Source organism: Lentibacillus sediminis, from assembly GCF_002763455.1.
In the GTDB taxonomy this organism is placed as follows: Bacteria; Bacillota; Bacilli; order Bacillales; family Amphibacillaceae; genus Lentibacillus_D; species Lentibacillus_D sediminis_A.
On record NZ_NIXK01000001.1, the window covers coordinates 309,517 to 326,384 of the forward strand.

Consider the following 16,868-nt stretch of genomic DNA (forward strand, 5'->3'; position numbering starts at 1 on the left):
TCATCCCAGAGGTGAGCGGCATTTTTGATTTTGCCGGCTCCCGCTCCGACCCACCAAAAAGGAGAGTCACGCACATGTTAAGCCCAACCACTGCAAGCGAAGAAAGGATTCAAAAAATGATCCAGCAGGCGACGAAAGATCTGCCGGTCGATCCAAAAAATTACACCGAAAAGGCATTAAGAACCATCGAACCGGACGCAACCGATGCAAAAATTGCTGACACCTTAATCAAGCAAGCCCTGGAAAACATAGATGAGGCCAACACAGCATGGACCTATGTCGCAAGCCGGATTTACCTGCAGGAGCTTTACCGCCAGGCAGGAGAGAATCGCAACTATGATCCGGCCGCCCGACGCTACGGTGATTTTTACGGCCTCCTGACAACACTCACGGAAAAAGGAATTTACAACAGCCAGTTGCTGGATGTCTATTCTAAAGAGGAAATCGACCTCCTAGCCCAGCACATCGAGCCGGAAAGAGATTTCCTGTTCAACTATCTCGGTCTGTACACGCTTGCGACAAGGTATCTCGCGACCGATCATGCCAAAAATACATATGAACTGCCGCAGGAGCGCTGGATGGTGATTGCCATGCACCTGATGCAGGAGGAGCCTGCCGCGGGGCGCACGGGGCTTGTCCTGGAAGCATACTGGGCGCTTAGCAAGCTGTATATGACTGTGGCAACACCGACCCTGACGAATGCCGGAAAAACCCATGGCCAGCTGTCCAGCTGCTTTATTGACACAGTGGATGACAGCTTGCAGTCGATCTATGACAGCAACACCGATATAGCCAAACTTTCGAAAAATGGCGGCGGAATTGGCGTGTACATGGGAAAAATCCGCGGCCGCGGCAGTTCGATTAAGGGCTTTAAAGGCATGTCCGGCGGGGTCGTACCGTGGATCAAACAGCTGAACAATACGGCGGTCAGCGTGGATCAGCTCGGGACGCGCAAAGGGGCGGTCGCCATCTACTTGGACGTGTGGCATACCGATATCGAGCCCTTTCTCGATCTAAAGCTAAACAACGGCGATGAACGCTGGCGTGCCCATGATATTTTCACAGGCGTCACACTGCCGGATTTATTTATGGAGCAGGTCGAGGCACGCGGGGACTGGTTCCTGTTTGATCCGCATGAGGTGCAGCAGGTGATGGGCTATTCGCTGGAAGACTTTTATGATGAAGAAAAAGGCGATGGCGAGTGGCGCAGGAAATATCAGGAGTGCGTCGAGTCTGAGCAGCTTTCCAAACGGAAGGTGCCGGCGATCAATATCATGAAGCGGATCATGAAATCTCAGCTGGAGTCTGGGACCCCGTTTATGTTTTACCGGGATGAGGTGAACAGGCATAACACGAACCCGCACGAGGGCATGATTTATTGCTCCAATCTCTGTACGGAGATTACGCAAAATCAGTCGCCAAGTGAATTTATCGAGGAATTCATGGAAAACGAAGGGACGCTTGTGAAGCGGTACAAGCCGGGCGATTACGTGGTCTGTAATCTCAGCTCGATTAATCTGGGGAAAGCCATGCCGGATGATGTGCTGGAGCGCCTGATCAAAATTCAAGTCCGCATGCTCGATAATGTGATTGATATCAACACATTGCCGATCATGCAGGCCCGTCTGACAAACCAGAAATACCGCGCGATTGGTCTTGGCACATTTGGCTGGCATCACCTCTTGGCTCGCAAACAGATGAAATGGGAGACAGAGGAAGCGGTGGAATTTGCCGATGAGCTTTATGAAAAAATCTCCTACCTGACGATCAAAAACAGCATGGAATTAAGCAAGGAAAAGGGAAGCTATCCGGTGTTTGAGGGCAGCAGATGGAGTGACGGCACGTATTTCGAGCAAAAAGGCTACACGGATAAAAAATGGACGGCTTTGCGGGATGGCGTAATGGCTCACGGTATGCGCAACGGCTACTTAATGGCAGTGGCGCCGAATTCCAGCACCTCGATGATTGCCGGATCCACCGCCAGCATTGATCCGGTATTCCGGCCTTTTTACAATGAGGAAAAGAAAGATTTCAAGATTCCGTTCACGGCACCGGATTTGGATCATCACACGTATGAGATTTACCGCCGCTCTGCCTATATCCTGGATCAGCGCTGGTCGGTCAGGCAAAATGCAGCACGGCAGCGGCATATTGACCAGAGCATTTCATTTAATTTCTATGTGCCAAATACGATCCGCGCTTCAGTGCTCTTGGATGTGCACCTGCAGGCATGGCGGGAAGGGCTGAAAACGACGTACTATGTCCGTTCCACGGCAAATGATGTGGAAGAATGTGAGTGGTGTGAAAGTTGAAAGCACTGATTGCTTATTTGTCCTACAGCGGAAATACGGACGAAGCAGCAGATGTTATTGAGTGTAGGTTGAGGCAGGCGGGCATGGCGGTGGAGCGGCATCGCATTGGAGTCGATGCCCCGATTGACGCAGCCCGCTATGACTATATTTTTCTCGGAACATTTACCTGGGAAGAGGGATCGACACCGGAGGAAGTGAAAGACTTCGTGCTTGAAGTCGGCTATAAACCGGACAATATTGCGGTTTTCGGAACAGGGGACACGCAATTTGGCGGAGACGATCTGTACTGCCTGGCGGTGGATAAGCTCAAGCATTTTTACCACAGCAAATGGCCCGGCCTGAAAGTGGAGCAGTCGCCCCGGGGAAGCCAGGAACGCAAGATCGAAAATTGGGTAGGAGGAGTGATCAATAGTGGCACAAAAGCTGCTCGAGAAAGCAAAAACACTGGAACCGCGTTATCCAAATAAATCAACTGCCTTGTTTGGAGGTGAGGCGAGTGGAATTTTAAACTGGAACGATATTGCCTACCCGCATTGGTATAAAATGTACAAAAGGTTGGTGGGAAACTACTGGCAGGCGGACGAGGTGAACATGTCGGGGGATATTAAGCAATTTCCTCAGCTGACCGAAGCGGAACAGGAGTCCTACCTGAAAATTATTGGGCTGTTGTCGACATTAGATGGCCCGCAGACAAGACAGGCACTTTTGCTGTCACTGTATTCCACCGATTCCTCTGTGCAATCGATCATGGCGGTGATCGCCCAGCAGGAGGCGGTGCATAATGAAAGTTATTCCTATGTGCTGTCGTCGGTGGTCTCGCTGCAGGAACAAAACGAATCCTTTGAGCTCGGCAGAAAGGACCCCGTTCTTTTGAAGCGAAATGAGAAACTTATAGAGCAATACAATGCGTTCGTGGAAGAGCCATCCATGGAAAATATCCTGAAAACGCTGGTGTACACGTCGCTCCTGGAAGGGATGTTCTTCTATTCCGGATTCGCGTTTTTCTATAATCTTGCGCGTCATAACAAAATGGTTGGCACCTCGACGATGATCAGCTATATTAACCGTGACGAGCTCGAGCATGGGCGTTTCATCTCCGAACTTTTCCGGGCGACACTGGCAGAAAACCCGGAATATAATAACAGCGAGCTGATTGACTGGGTATACACCCGCTTCGAGGAGTCGGCCGAGCTGGAAATTGAATGGTCCAACTATGTGCTGGCCGATGTGGAAGGAATTGACCTGGAGGAGATGGCCGGCTATATCAAATACCGCGCCAACAAAATGCTGCGCATGCTCGGCCTGGAGGAAATTTATCCGGAACACGTGGATAATCCGATGAAATGGATCCGTGCTTATGTTGATAATATTGATGGGACAAAGACGGACTTTTTTGAGCAGAAATCGCGGCAGTATACGAAGACGAGCGATTTGAATGGGTTTGATGATTTGTAGACTGAGAATACGGCGGGTGCTGTATCTTTTGTTTTTTTGTGGGGCTGGTTAGATGGTGTGTGGGTCGCTGGGAGGGGGCGCGTGATTTTTTGGGGACTTAGCGGAACGGAGGTGGCTGAGCGCAGAAAGAATGAGCGCAAGCGCGAGACACTCCTCGGTTTCCCGAATCCCAGCAGTTAAGAGCATCTTAATTTACATTAGTAAAAGTTTAACAGATAAAGATACTCGGCAGAGAGTGTCTTTATCTGTTTAATTTATCTCCTTTGTTTCCAACCCCTGAAAATCTACGTTCAAGACATGGGCGATCCCTTTTTAAATTCCAATCGTGTACAATCCCGCTCATATTACTTGTGAATGTTAAACGTATCAGTAATAATTTTGATAATATAATTAATAATCAACAAGAAATTATTCACCCCAAAACCGTATCCTTTTCTTCTTATTTTTCGTTAAAAAAGTGAAAGGAGCGATTAAAAAGGAGTGTAATTCATGAACATAAAGTTTAAAGAGGTGTGGGAAAGTTATTCCTCTTCAACATGGAAGGCTTGTTTGCGTTTTACCAACAATCATCATGATGCAGAGGATCTTATGCAGACAACCTGGTTAAAAGCCTACATTAGCTGGAAAAAGAAACCTAAATCACTGACAAAGGCATACTTTACTGCCATTGCCAGAAACACATGGATTGATGAGATTCGTAAAAGGAAGCTGTCAACTATTCCGTATGAGGACAACTGCCAGCAATTCGGGGATTCTACTGAGTTAATGACTTCTTTAAACTTCACACATGTGTTAAATACGCTTGTCACCAGACTAACTATAAGCCAACAAATATTATTTCTCTTATCAGATGTATGCAGATGCAGCCTGAAGGAAATAGCATTTTTGACAAATATGAGTGTAGGCGCTGTGAAGGCAACTCTTTTTCGAGCAAGGCAAAAGATAATAAATGATGTTCGACAAAATATGGAAGCAGATCACTCTGTAGATGAGGAAGAAGCGCTTCGTGTAAAGCTGTATAGCCAAGCATTGCAAAATGGAGATATACAGCTTCTCGCTAGCCTTCTTACCGACAATGCATCCATTCCTGCCTTGTACGTTCAACAGCAGCAAACTTATTCCACGTTAGATTGCAAAATGGTGGCTTAACTTCTTTATATCGGCAAGGGAAGCGATGGGTTACGGATTATTAACTCGATCTTAGGGGAGGGGTTGGACTAATGAAAATACTATTGCTAGGTGGGACGTTATTTTTAGGAAAGCATATCGCAGAACAAGCTTTGAATAAGGGAATGGATATTACATTATTCAATCGCGGAAAAACAAATCCAGAATTCCTAAACGAGGTAAAAGGTGTCACACATATTGTTGGTGATCGCAGTACAGATGACATCGAAAAGCTTAGGGATAACTGGGATGTGGTGATTGATCTATCAGGTACAGATCCAAATAATGTACAGCGTTCTGTAGATCAATTAAAAGGTCGTTGTAATAGCTATGTTTTCATCTCAAGTATCAGTGCATATAAGAATGTAGATAAAGGACCTGTGTTCGAAACAAATGCGCTCCATGAACTGGATAAAGACAACTACGGAAGCAACAAAGCTACTTGTGAAGTCATCGTAAACAATGATTTTTATGATAACTCACTTATTGTTCGACCAGGTCTTATTGTTGGACCAGATGATCCAACAGATCGCTTTACCTATTGGCCATGGAGAATGAAGCAGGGTGGAAGGATTCTCGTTCCGAATATAGGTCAGAGTAAAAAAGTTCAGTTTATAGATGTACGTGATTTAGCGTCGTGGATTATAGAAGCTATTGAGCAAGGCGTGAAGGGTACATTTAATGCAGTCGGTCCGAAAGAGGCTCTGGGATTCAGAGACTTTCTTCTATCTTGCAAAAAACTAGTTTCACCAGAAAGTACAGAGCTTTGCTGGGCAGAGGAATCCGTTTTACAAGAAAATCAGGTTCAGCCTTGGGTAGAACTGCCATTTTGGCTCCCTGACTCCCTGAATATGAATGGGATGTTGTCGGTGAATAGCGACAAAGCCATTGATGCAGGGTTAAGCTTCCGCCCCATGAAGGAAACGATAATGGATACACTTGAATGGAGCTTACATGAACGGAATGGGGAATGGGAAGCGGGACTGGAAAGGGAAAAAGAGTTTCGTGTGCTGGAAAGAATCGAAAGCGGGAAATAGTGCTATTTGAGACATTGCACATACATTTGTTCTTAGCAGGGATTTTTCTATTCAATCTGTTGTCACTTATCAAAAGGAGATGGTTCCTGTATTGACGGAATCATCTCCTTTATGCAGCAGAGCTCCAATTTGAAGAGCGCTTCTTGGGTTGAGTTTATATTGATAAAGCAATAGAAACAGCAATTGGATGTCTTACAGTCCACAGCCACCAATATCTCCCCTTGTCGTCTCCACTGCCTATTCAGATACCTTCGTCTTGAGTTTCACCGATTGCCTGGTAACCAATTCAGTTGGCAATTTGTAATGATGATTAACTTTTTCTCCGGCCAGCAGCTGGAAGATTAAATGTACGGATAGTGCACCTGTATCATATTTTGGCTGCTTGATGGTCGTAAGGGGAGGATTCACGTATTCCGCCAGCTCGATGTCATCATAGCCGATGATGGAAATATCTCCTGGAACATCAATACCGTTTTCTTGGAAAGCCTGGAGTCCTCCGATCGCCATTTCATCATTCGCATAGAAAATCCCCTCAGGCAAGTCGCGCTGGGCAATCATCAATTTGGTTGCACGATAGCCGCCTTTTTTGGTAAAGTCTCCGGAGAATTTCCACTTGGACTGATAGGGAATTCCATGAGCTTTCAAGGCATCCTGGTAACCTTGAAAGCGCCTGATGCTGTCATGCGAAATGGCCGGTCCGCTGACATACGCAATATCTTCATGACCATGCTGGATAAGATGTTCTGTCGCTGTATAGGCCCCTTGGACATTGTCCGCCTCCACATGGTAAACAAATTCATTTTCCAGGGTGCGATCCAGCACGACAAGCGGGAAGTCTTTTCTGGCAGACTCCAGTGTGATCTCATCACTGATGTTATGAGCGAGGATAATCGCTCCGTCTACTCGCTTCTCCTTTAAAAACCGTACAGCGGTAGATTGCGGGCCGCCGATCGAGCTGCAGGCGATCAGATCATAGCCATTCGCCGAGGTAATATCCTGCACCCCCTGGATCAATTCCGAGTAAAATGGACCGGACAAATCGCTTAAAACCAGAGCAATCGTATTGGTTTTCGTGCGCTTTAAATCAGAAGCAAACCCGTTTTTTTGGTAGTTTAATGATTTAGCCGCTTCTTCTACTTTCTTTTTTGTTGCCTGGCTTATTTTTGTGCTGTTGTTTAAAGCGTAGGAAGCGGTGGAGATTGCTACTCCCGCGACCTTCGCTACATCTTTAATCGTTGCCATCCTTCTTTCCTCCAACTTTCCGAACTTTCTTTCTTGATTCTATCGTATCATACCTTAGGATTGACGTTTATTCGCAGCCACTGAAGGACCTCGCGTATTTGATCATCCCAGTAATCCCATGAATGTTCCCCCGGACCAAAGTTTGTGGTGAGATCGACCCCTGTTTTTTTACAAGTACGGAAAAACCGCATATTATGTTCATGTAAAAAATCTTCTGTACCGCATGCCTGGTAAAGCATTGGCTTTTTTTCATGTAATCGATCCGTCTGTTCGAGCAGCCATAAAATATCATTCGCAGTGTGAATGATAGTCTCTTCCCCAAATGCAAGGGAAAGAGATTTGTACTTATCCGCTGCAAAAGGTCGAGCACGTTCCAAGTGAAAGACCATGTCAGTGACACCGGATAAGCTGGCAACTGCTGCAAATTGTTCAGGATAATTCAATCCCCATTTTAATGCACCAAACCCTCCCATGGAATGCCCTGCTACAAAGTTATCTTCCCGTTTTTCAGATAAAGGAAAAAAGGAACGGGCGGCAGCCGGAATCTCCTCCGTGAGATAGGTCCAATACTTGCTGCCATTAGCCATGTCGTTATAATAACTATTGTCCGCAGAGGGCATGACAATGGCAAGGCGGTAATCCGCTGCGTACCGCTCCAGTGATGTATTTTGCAGCCATGTCATATGGTTATCACTGAACCCATGCAGAAGAAACAGGGTTGGATAGCGATCCGCTGCTGATTCAGATTCTGGATAAAATTTGCCCTTTTGCGGCAGAATCACTGACATCGTCATGTTTTTTACTAAAACTTCTGAGAAAAATTCACATTCAATACGTGCCAATAAATGAAATTCCTCCTCTTCTATTTAATGCCCGATACATTAAACCCTTCCAAAATATATTTCTGGAAGATGATAAAGATAATTAGAATCGGCACGACCATAAAGGTGGCTCCTGCCATCTGCAGTCCGTAATTGATGACATTTTCATCCTGCAGCAGTGCGAGCCCAACTGACAGGGTGTAAAGGGACTGATCGTTGGCGACGATCAGCGGCCACAGGAAACTGTTCCAAGAAGCTATGAATGTCAGAGTCACCTGCACGTCCAGAATAGGCTTGGCAAGCTTGAATCTCTAAATTAATCATCCCCGGTTAAGTTTATTTAGCGAAACGTTTCTATAAATAATTATATTATAATTTGCAATCGTTTTCAACATAAAAACCAAATCATTTGTCTAAAATCAATAAAAAAGCTATTATGTCTACGTTTATAATTATAATTGATTAAATTACTTTTGGTTAATTATATGAATCCTATTGAAACGTTTCTATAAATGAATTATAGTAATATTGGTAAGCGATTTCAAAATGAACTATAAATCTCTTGTGAAATTAGCCAGGCATATTCGGCAGCTAAACAAGCCTACAGGAGCTGTGCTGTTTAATGACCTGCCGCTTTCAATTAACTAAATAAGCAAAGGAGTTCCTTCAATGAATCAGCATAAACCAGCAACATTTTCTCTTGAGGCAGGAGATCTGCGGTTCGAATTTCTCTACAGCGGAGATATTTATGCCATTACCCATAAAAACACAATGATTAATCAGTTACTGGCCAATCCGGTGGACGGGTCACTGAACAATATTTATTTACGCGTCCATGACGGTACTCGCATTAAAGCAGTTCCGTTGCTCGGCGTTAAGTCCGACAGCCGTATCAGTAAAACGGACTCTCAAGTCGTGTGGCAAGGAAATGCAGAAGGCGTGGCATATCAGGTAACATTCCGATTGTCTGATAAAGGTATTTGGTTCTGGGATGTTCAGCTGAATGGACAGGGCCAGGAAGTAGATTTAATTTACACACAGGATCTCGGGCTTGCCGACAAAGGCGCTGTTCGCGCAAATGAAGCCTATATGTCGCAGTATATGGATCATTCTATTTTTGAGGATGATGAACACGGATATACCGTTTGCACCAGGCAAAATCAGCCGCAGGAGGCAGGGTTTCCTTATCTGCAGCAAGGCTCGCTTGGCCGTTCCGTCGGCTACTCCACAGACGGTTTTCAGTTTTTCGGTTTGTCCTATAAAACGGATCATGTACCACAGGCACTGGAGCAGTCAAGTTTGGCCAATGAGGTGTATCAGTACGAGTTCGCTTTTACTGCGTTGCAATCGGAAAAAATCCGGTTAAACGGCCCACAGCAATTTGTTTTTTATGGCCAGTTTCAGGCAAACCATTCTGATGCCGTGACGGAATTGGAGTATCAGCCGGAAAGAGAAGCGGCGTGGGAGCAGGTCTCCCAGCAGGAATTCTCTCATCTGGTTCCACTCCCTGGGGTTAAGCGTGCTCCACAATTCGGGGCTCCACTTTCGGGCGAAGATTTGAGCGAGGAAGACATCTTTGGTTATTTTCCGCATCGACGTTTGGAAGAACGCCAGCAGAAGCAGTTGCTTTCCTTTTTCACCGATACCTATGAACATGTTGTTTTGAAGAAGAAAGAGGAACTGGTAGAGCGTCCGCATGGGCATATTTTAATGAGCGGCAATAATCATCGGGTAAAAAAAGATACCGTAACAAGCAATGTCTATATGTATGGCGTGTTCAATTCTCAGATAGCTATCGGCAATACCAATATGAATAAAATGCTCAGCAATACGAGAAATCCGTTAAATGTTATGAAAACATCGGGGCAGCGGATTTACATTGAAATCGATGGATGCTTCCGTATATTGACAATGCCATCCATGTTTGAAATTGGTTTCAATTATGCTCGCTGGTTCTACAAGCTGGACGGCGACGTCATCGTGGTGACCAATTTTACAACCGTGGATTCAGCAGATATTCAACTGGAGGTTGCCTCCGAAAAAGGGGAGGCGTATCGGTACCTCATTAGCAATCAGGTGACAATGAATAACAATGAATACGAAGTGCCATTTGACTATGAGAGCACGCGGAATGGGGTTGTTTTTTCTGCCGGAGCAGGAGCAGAAAGTGTCGCGACCTATCCAGAGCTCCATTACAGGCTCGAGGTAAAAGACGTTAGTATGCAAGTGAAAGATGGATCTTATTTAACAGAGGGCACAGAAGCAGATGATCCATCCCTGATCGTCCTGGAAATAGCCCCAACTGCAGAATGGACGTTAAACATTCGCGGTTCACTAGACGAGAAAACTGGATCCATAGAGCAAAAATATGCCAGCGAAGAGATCGCACGCTACCGGGAGTACTACAAGGAAATTATGCGCGGCTTCCATTTGAATAAAACTGGCAGTGATGCGGAATTGGACAAAGTTAATGCTATCGCCTGGTGGTACACCCACAATATGCTTGTTCACTTTTCTGTGCCACACGGACTGGAGCAGTACGGCGGCGCAGCCTGGGGCACAAGGGATGTGAGTCAGGGGCCATTCGAGTATTTCTTGGCAACCCAGCATGATGAAACGGTTCAGGAAATTATTAAGACGATATACTCTCATCAGTATGAAGACACCGGTGACTGGCCGCAATGGTTTATGTTTGATAAATACACCCATATTCAGCAAACCGACAGCCATGGGGATATCATCGTCTGGCCGTTGAAAGTGATCGGTGAGTATATCGAGATGACCGGGGACACCACTATCCTTCAAGAACAGGTTCCCTATATGGACAGGCAGCATTTTACGTTTACGGAAACGACCGAATCAATTTTTGCCCATGTAAAAAAACAGATTTCCTATATCAAAGCGCACTTTTTACACGATACCTTTTTATCTGCCTATGATGATGGAGACTGGGATGATACCCTGCAGCCGGCCAATGCCAATTTAAAAAAATATATGGCTTCAAGCTGGACAGTGGCCCTCACCTATCAGTCTGTGAGCAAATTGGCGAAGGTACTCCAGGGGGTCGATGAACAGGAGGCGGCTGCACTAAGTGAGTTAGCGGAGGGTATCCAGAGAGATTACAGAAAATATATCCTGCAGACAGAGGTAATTCCAGGATTTGTCTACATGGAACAACCGGAAAAGGCAGAGTTTATGCTGCATCCTTCTGACAGCAGGACAGGGATTGATTACCGGCTATTGCCGATGCAAGAAAGCATCATCAGTGAGCTATTTACACCAGAGCAGGCAGCGGAACACTACCAGCTGATCAAGAAACATCTATTCTTTCCCGACGGGGTTCGCCTGATGAACCGCCCGGCCAATTATGCGGGCGGGGTAAGCACTCATTTCAAACGAGCTGAACAGTCGGCTAATTTCGGCAGGGAAATCGGTCTGCAGTATGTACACGCCCATATTCGATTTGTGGAAGCAATGGCCAAGCTGGGGAAGACCGGTGAGGTATGGAATGGTCTTTCCGTCATCAATCCGATTGACATCCAGCGGGCAGTACCAAATGCGGAACTCCGGCAGAGCAATACGTATTTCAGCAGTTCGGATGGCAAATTTGCTACGCGTTATGATGCCAAGGAGAATTTTGAAAAGCTTCGTGATGGTTCTATCCCGGTAAAGGGCGGATGGCGCATTTATTCCAGCGGGCCGGGGATTTATATGAACCAGCTGATTACCAATACACTTGGTATCCGGCGGGAACAGGGCGACCTGGTGCTTGATCCTGTGCTGCCAATGGAATTGGACGGATTAAGATTGGATTATCAATTCGCTGGACTGCCGGTCACCTTTGTTTACCATTTACAGGCAGAAAAACGGCAGGTAAAGGTAAACGGAGAGACGGTATTTGCTTTGGAAACTGCAAATCCTTATAGGCAGGGAGGTTTCCGGGTGAAAGGCAGTGAGTTGGAGAGGCGCTTAACAACAGAGGGGAATACAGTGGAGATTTATCTTTAATATACGTATAATCCATTCACACAATGGGGGAGGAAGCAGGAAATGATTGAGGTGAAGAATGAAGCAATTCGCATCAATGGCGAAGAAACATTATTGTTTGGGGCAGAGCTGCACTATTTTCGTGTGCCGGCATCAGAGTGGAAAAACCGTATCCATCAGGTGAAAGAAGCAGGCATTAATATGATCAGCACTTATGTACCATGGACCTATCATGAATATCAGGAGGGGCAGATAGACTTAACCGGAGAGACAAGGGGCGAGCGTGATCTTCAGACATTCCTCGAGCTTGTAAGCGAGGCTGGTCTGTATTGCCTGGTGCGGCCGGGCCCCTATGTGATGGCTGAAGTTATCGATCACGGGGTGCCGCCCTGGTTTTTGGAGAACTATCCAGAAGCTATGGCCAGGACAAAGCAGGGAGAAGCACATCCTGCAAGAGTAGTGAGTTACTTGCATCCAGTTTTCCTCGAGAAAGCTGCCAATTGGTATCATCATGTCTGTAAAATTATTGCGCCACATCAAATCCAGCATGGCGGGCCGGTTATTTTGTTTCAGCTGGATAATGAAGTAGGCATGTTCCATTGGGTGACCAATCAAGGGGACTACAACAAGGTGACGATGGACTTGTTCGAGGACTATCTGGATGGTCGCGGGGAATTCGCTGCAGGCAACGGGGTTACAGGAAGTGAGGCAGAGCAGCTGTTGCAAGCAGAAAGCGCTCCGAACACAGTATTGCAGCAATCGTACCGCAATTTCATGCGCCAGCATTACCGGGGGTATATCGAGCACCTCAAGAGCCTTGCCCTGGAAGAGGGTATCAAGGTCCCGTTTGTGGTAAACATTCATGGTTTTCATACAGTGGACCTGCTAAAAAGGGGAACCATGTATCCGATCGGGATCTCACAATTAGCCGAAGCAGCCAAGATAGATGATGTGATTATGGCAGGCGATTACTATATTGGTAATATCGAGTATGATAACTTCATTGATATTGTTGTAGCTAATGCATTTACCAAAGCAATTCAATGGAAGGAGCAGCCGCTTTTTTCCGCTGAGTTTCAGGGTGGCACCATTCCGGATAAGCCGAGACTGCAGCCGACAACATTTGATCTGACAACAAGACTATGTCTGGCAAATGGCATGAATGCCGCGAACTACTATATGTTTGTTGGTGGTGAAAACATGGAAAATATCGGCCTCCTCGGCAGAAGGCATGAATGGCAAGCGCCATTAACAGCAGAGGGGAAAAAGCGGCCGCATTTCCAAGTGATTCAGCATCTGGGGCGTATGCTGCAGGTTTATCAAAAACCGCTCCTGCAGACGAAACAGCAGACAGATACCCATTTGGCTTTTTACCCGGATTATTACCGGACGGAGTTCAAAGAGAAGAACGATTCAGGAATGATCGATGAGTTGGAATTAGAGAGGGACCGCAATCTCTATAATGGATTTGCCAGAGGGCTGAGACTGAACAATATAATATTTGATGGGCTGAATCTGATGGAAGATGGCGGGATAGATCCTGCAGAAGTCCCGACTCTCTGGGTGTTTGCTGCAAAATGGATGGATGAACCAATCCAGCAGAAACTAGCCGATTACTTGCATGCAGGTGGAAAGCTGGTGCTGTTTCCCGTTATTCCAACGAAGAACATGAATGGAGACCCGTGTACGATTCTGAAAGATTGCATCGATGTAGAGATTAGGGAGACGAAGCGAGAAACAGGGTTTGTGCGTGTTGAAGATGTCGATAGTGTGAAAGTGAGCGGCATGGAAATGTATGACACGCAAGAAGGGGCGTTTGGCTGGCCGGAAACTGCTGAGGAAGCTGTAATTGGATTTGAAAAACAAATCGGTCGTGGAAAGCTGGTCATGTATGGTGCCAGCATGGAGGATGACTATCAATACAAACGGCAAATTTACCGCAGCCTGGCAGAAAGAATTGGAGTAAAAAGCCGATTTGCTCTGGAGGATGAACTGGATATATCCATGCGGTCATCCACGGATGGCGGGGAATTCATTTTCCTGCACAACTTTGATGAATATAAAAAAGCGACTACCATTCATATTGATGGCAATCCTCTTTTGGATGGGAGGGAGCTTACCGTTTCAGCAAAAAGCGGGCTTATGCTGCCACTGGAAGTGAACATTACTGATGAACTAACGGTGCAGTACGGAACCGGGGAGATTTTCCAGGTTGAAGAAACGGACGAGGAATTGACCTTATCGGTGAAAATGGTGCAAAAAGAAGAAGTGTTTGTGTTTCGATCATCCATATGGGTGCCGGTTGACAATACAAGCGTCCGAGTGGCAAAGCTGCCGGAAAATGGAGCTTTTCAAGTGGAAATTGCTTGTGCCGATGATGTGGAAATGGTCAATTTCAAAAGGAAATAAATATGGGATTCTCGGTTTCATGTAATTTTCAACTCACATAGGAGGGAAAACATGTCTGCTAAACAACCAAATATTTTATTCATCATGAGTGACGATCATGCAGCACAGGCGATAAGCTCCTATAATAAAGAGCTTGTTGATACACCACATATTGATCGAATTGCCGACGAAGGGATGCGGTTCGACAATGTTTATTGTACCAATTCACTGTGTGCTCCAAGCAGAGCCTCGATTCTAACAGGAAACTACAGTCATGAAAACGGCGTGCGCGGTTTATCGGAACATTTCGATGGAAGGCAGCAGACGTTTCCGAAGTTATTACAGGAAAGCGGATATGAAACCGCTATCGTTGGAAAATGGCATCTTGGTCATGGTGGAAATAGTGATCCAACAGGCTTCGATTATTGGAATGTCTTCCCTGATCAAGGCGATTATCATAATCCATTAATGATGGAAATGGGAGAAGAAAAACAGGTGGAAGGATATGCGACGGATAGAATCACAGATTTATCAATTGATTGGTTAAACAACCGAAATAATGAAAAGCCCTTCATGATGATGGTTCACCACAAAGCTCCTCATCGTCCCTGGGAGCCACCTGAAAAATATAAGACATTATTTGAGGATAAAAAATTCAAAGTTCCTGCTACTTTTAATGATAATTACGGCGATCGCGCAAATGCAGCAAAGATTGCAGATATGCGAATTGAAGACTTGAAAGAGGAAGATGTCAAGGGGGTTCCTCCAGCAGGACTCTCCAAGCAGGAGATGAAAGAATGGAAGTTTCAGCGTTATATAAAAGATTATTTACGATGTGTTGTTTCGATTGATGATAACGTCGGACGGCTACTTGATTATTTAGATGAAAACCAGCTAGCTGAGGACACGATCGTGATTTATACATCGGATCAGGGGTTTTTCCTCGGGGAACATGGCTGGTATGATAAACGGTTTATGTATGAAGAGTCACTAAAGATGCCATTTGTTATGCGCTATCCGCACGAGATTAAGCCGGGGAGCGTATCCACAGATATGATTATTAATAATGATTTTGCTCCAACCTTTTTGGATTATTGCGGTGTACAGGCTATGGAAAAAATGCAAGGAGAAAGTTTTCGGGCAATCGCGAAAGGCAAGACGCCTGATAATTGGCGTGACGCGGTTTATTACCGATACTGGGAGCATTTAACCATTCATAATGTAACGGCACATTATGGCGTACGTACCGACAGATACAAGTTAATCTACTATTATGGGGATCCATTAGATGTAATAGGCGCAGTACCAAGACCGATGGAACCAGAGTGGGAGCTATTTGATATAGAAAAAGACCCGCTTGAATTAAAAAATGAATACAACAATCCTGCTTACACAGAAGTGGTGGATGAACTAAAGGAGAAACTAGCGCAGTTAAGAGAACAATATAATGAAACCGTTTAGCAATACGGGGGGGTAATCCTATGACAAACCAAACTACTGTTAATTGTTGTGCTGCATCGAGAAAACACACTAGTGTCACGGATAAATTAAAGCCGAATAGTAATCAAAAAATAGTCCCTCCCCTCAAGCAAAGGGAACAGGAAGAAATGGTCTGCATTGAAGGTGGAAAGTTTTTAATGGGAACCACAGAAAAAGAAGGCTTTCCTGAGGATGGTGAAGGGCCAATAAGAAACATTAAGGTAAACCCTTTTTACATGGATACTCACACGGTAACCAACAAAGCATTTCAACGTTTTATCGATGACACAGGCTACCTGACAGAAGCCGAGCAGTACGGATGGTCATTTGTATTCTATCAATTAATCAGTGCCGAAACTGCAAATAAAGTGAAACAAAGCGTTTCCCAAACGCGCTGGTGGTGGGTGGTGGAAGGTGCTAATTGGCGAAATCCAGAGGGCCCTGACTCAGACCTTGAAGGCAGATTGGATCACCCTGTTATTCACATTTCGTGGAACGATGCAACTGCATACTGTAAGTGGGCTGGCAAGCGCCTGCCAACAGAAGCGGAATGGGAATTCGCAGCACGGGGTGGATTGGTTCAAAAAAGGTATCCATGGGGAGACGAATTGACCCCCGATGGCGAGCATCAATGCAACATTTGGCAAGGAAGCTTTCCAAAAGAAAATACGATGGAAGATGGTTATTTAGGTACAGCACCCGCCAAGTCCTTTCCTCCTAATTCATTTGGTTTGTATAATGTTTCTGGAAATGTTTGGGAATGGTGTTCTGATTGGTTTGCCCCCAATATTCACAAACGCGGCGGAAAAGACAATCCCAAAGGGGCGGATAATGGGACAAGCAAAGTGATGCGCGGGGGATCTTATTTATGCCATCATAGTTATTGCAATCGTTATCGGGTTGCAGCAAGTTCCGCTAATACACCTGACAGTTCAACTGGAAATATTGGGTTTCGTTGTGTGAAGGATGCCTGAAAAATG

The 16,868-nt window shown here is 45.6% G+C and carries 11 protein-coding genes and 1 pseudogene; 9 read left to right on the plus strand and 3 right to left on the minus strand.

Annotated features, from left to right (window positions below):
* Positions 1 to 74: 74 nt before the first annotated feature.
* The 5 genes from CEG13_RS01505 (at position 75) to CEG13_RS01525 (ending at position 5,971) form a co-directional block, all read left to right on the plus strand.
* Positions 75 to 2,312 carry a ribonucleoside-diphosphate reductase subunit alpha gene (locus tag CEG13_RS01505; protein WP_100010546.1) on the plus strand — a complete coding sequence of 746 codons (2,238 nt, stop codon included), beginning with the start codon at positions 75 to 77 and terminating at the stop codon, positions 2,310 to 2,312.
* Positions 2,309 to 2,779 carry a flavodoxin gene (locus CEG13_RS01510; RefSeq protein ID WP_100009995.1) on the plus strand — a complete coding sequence of 157 codons (471 nt, stop codon included), beginning with the start codon at positions 2,309 to 2,311 and terminating at the stop codon, positions 2,777 to 2,779. The genes CEG13_RS01505 and CEG13_RS01510 overlap by 4 nt, the downstream gene beginning before the upstream one ends.
* Positions 2,724 to 3,767 (plus strand): ribonucleotide-diphosphate reductase subunit beta, encoded by a 1,044-nt coding sequence (locus CEG13_RS01515; RefSeq protein WP_100009996.1) that lies wholly within the window; start codon positions 2,724 to 2,726, stop codon positions 3,765 to 3,767. The genes CEG13_RS01510 and CEG13_RS01515 overlap by 56 nt, the downstream gene beginning before the upstream one ends.
* Before the next feature lie 489 nt (positions 3,768 to 4,256).
* Positions 4,257 to 4,916, plus strand: coding sequence for an RNA polymerase sigma factor (locus CEG13_RS01520; protein ID WP_100009997.1), 660 nt, complete (start codon positions 4,257 to 4,259; stop codon positions 4,914 to 4,916).
* Between the two features lie 71 nt (positions 4,917 to 4,987).
* Positions 4,988 to 5,971 (plus strand): NAD-dependent epimerase/dehydratase family protein, encoded by a 984-nt coding sequence (locus tag CEG13_RS01525; RefSeq protein ID WP_100009998.1) that lies wholly within the window; start codon positions 4,988 to 4,990, stop codon positions 5,969 to 5,971.
* Positions 5,972 to 6,208: 237 nt separating this feature from the next.
* On the opposite strand, the gene CEG13_RS01530 is transcribed toward CEG13_RS01525, so the two are convergent.
* The 3 genes and pseudogenes from CEG13_RS01530 to CEG13_RS01540 all read right to left on the minus strand — a co-directional run.
* The gene (locus CEG13_RS01530; protein WP_100009999.1) at positions 6,209 to 7,213 is read right to left on the minus strand and encodes a LacI family DNA-binding transcriptional regulator; all 1,005 of its coding nucleotides are present in this window, start codon (positions 7,211 to 7,213) and stop codon (positions 6,209 to 6,211) included.
* 47 nt (positions 7,214 to 7,260) lie between these two features.
* Positions 7,261 to 8,055: an alpha/beta hydrolase gene (locus CEG13_RS01535; protein ID WP_100010000.1), complete on the minus strand. Its 795-nt coding sequence runs from the start codon at positions 8,053 to 8,055 to the stop codon at positions 7,261 to 7,263.
* A gap of 20 nt (positions 8,056 to 8,075) precedes the next feature.
* Positions 8,076 to 8,327, minus strand: a pseudogene (locus tag CEG13_RS01540) (carbohydrate ABC transporter permease); the annotation flags it as partial.
* Between the two features lie 376 nt (positions 8,328 to 8,703).
* Here CEG13_RS01540 and CEG13_RS01545 point away from each other — a divergent pair.
* Genes CEG13_RS01545 through CEG13_RS01560 form a run of 4 tightly spaced genes read left to right on the plus strand, consistent with a single transcriptional unit; the run spans position 8,704 to position 16,862 of the window.
* Entirely contained in the window at positions 8,704 to 12,042 is a 3,339-nt protein-coding gene (locus CEG13_RS01545; RefSeq protein ID WP_100010001.1) for a GH36-type glycosyl hydrolase domain-containing protein, read from the plus strand.
* 42 nt (positions 12,043 to 12,084) lie between these two features.
* A complete protein-coding gene (locus CEG13_RS01550) occupies positions 12,085 to 14,430 on the plus strand; it encodes a beta-galactosidase (protein WP_100010002.1) in 2,346 nt (781 codons plus the stop codon).
* Between the two features lie 51 nt (positions 14,431 to 14,481).
* Positions 14,482 to 15,870, plus strand: a complete 1,389-nt coding sequence (locus tag CEG13_RS01555) for a sulfatase family protein (protein ID WP_100010003.1) — start codon at positions 14,482 to 14,484, stop codon at positions 15,868 to 15,870.
* A gap of 20 nt (positions 15,871 to 15,890) precedes the next feature.
* On the plus strand, positions 15,891 to 16,862 hold the full coding sequence (locus CEG13_RS01560) for a formylglycine-generating enzyme family protein (RefSeq protein WP_100010004.1): 972 nt from the start codon (positions 15,891 to 15,893) through the stop codon (positions 16,860 to 16,862).
* Positions 16,863 to 16,868: the final 6 nt, after the last annotated feature.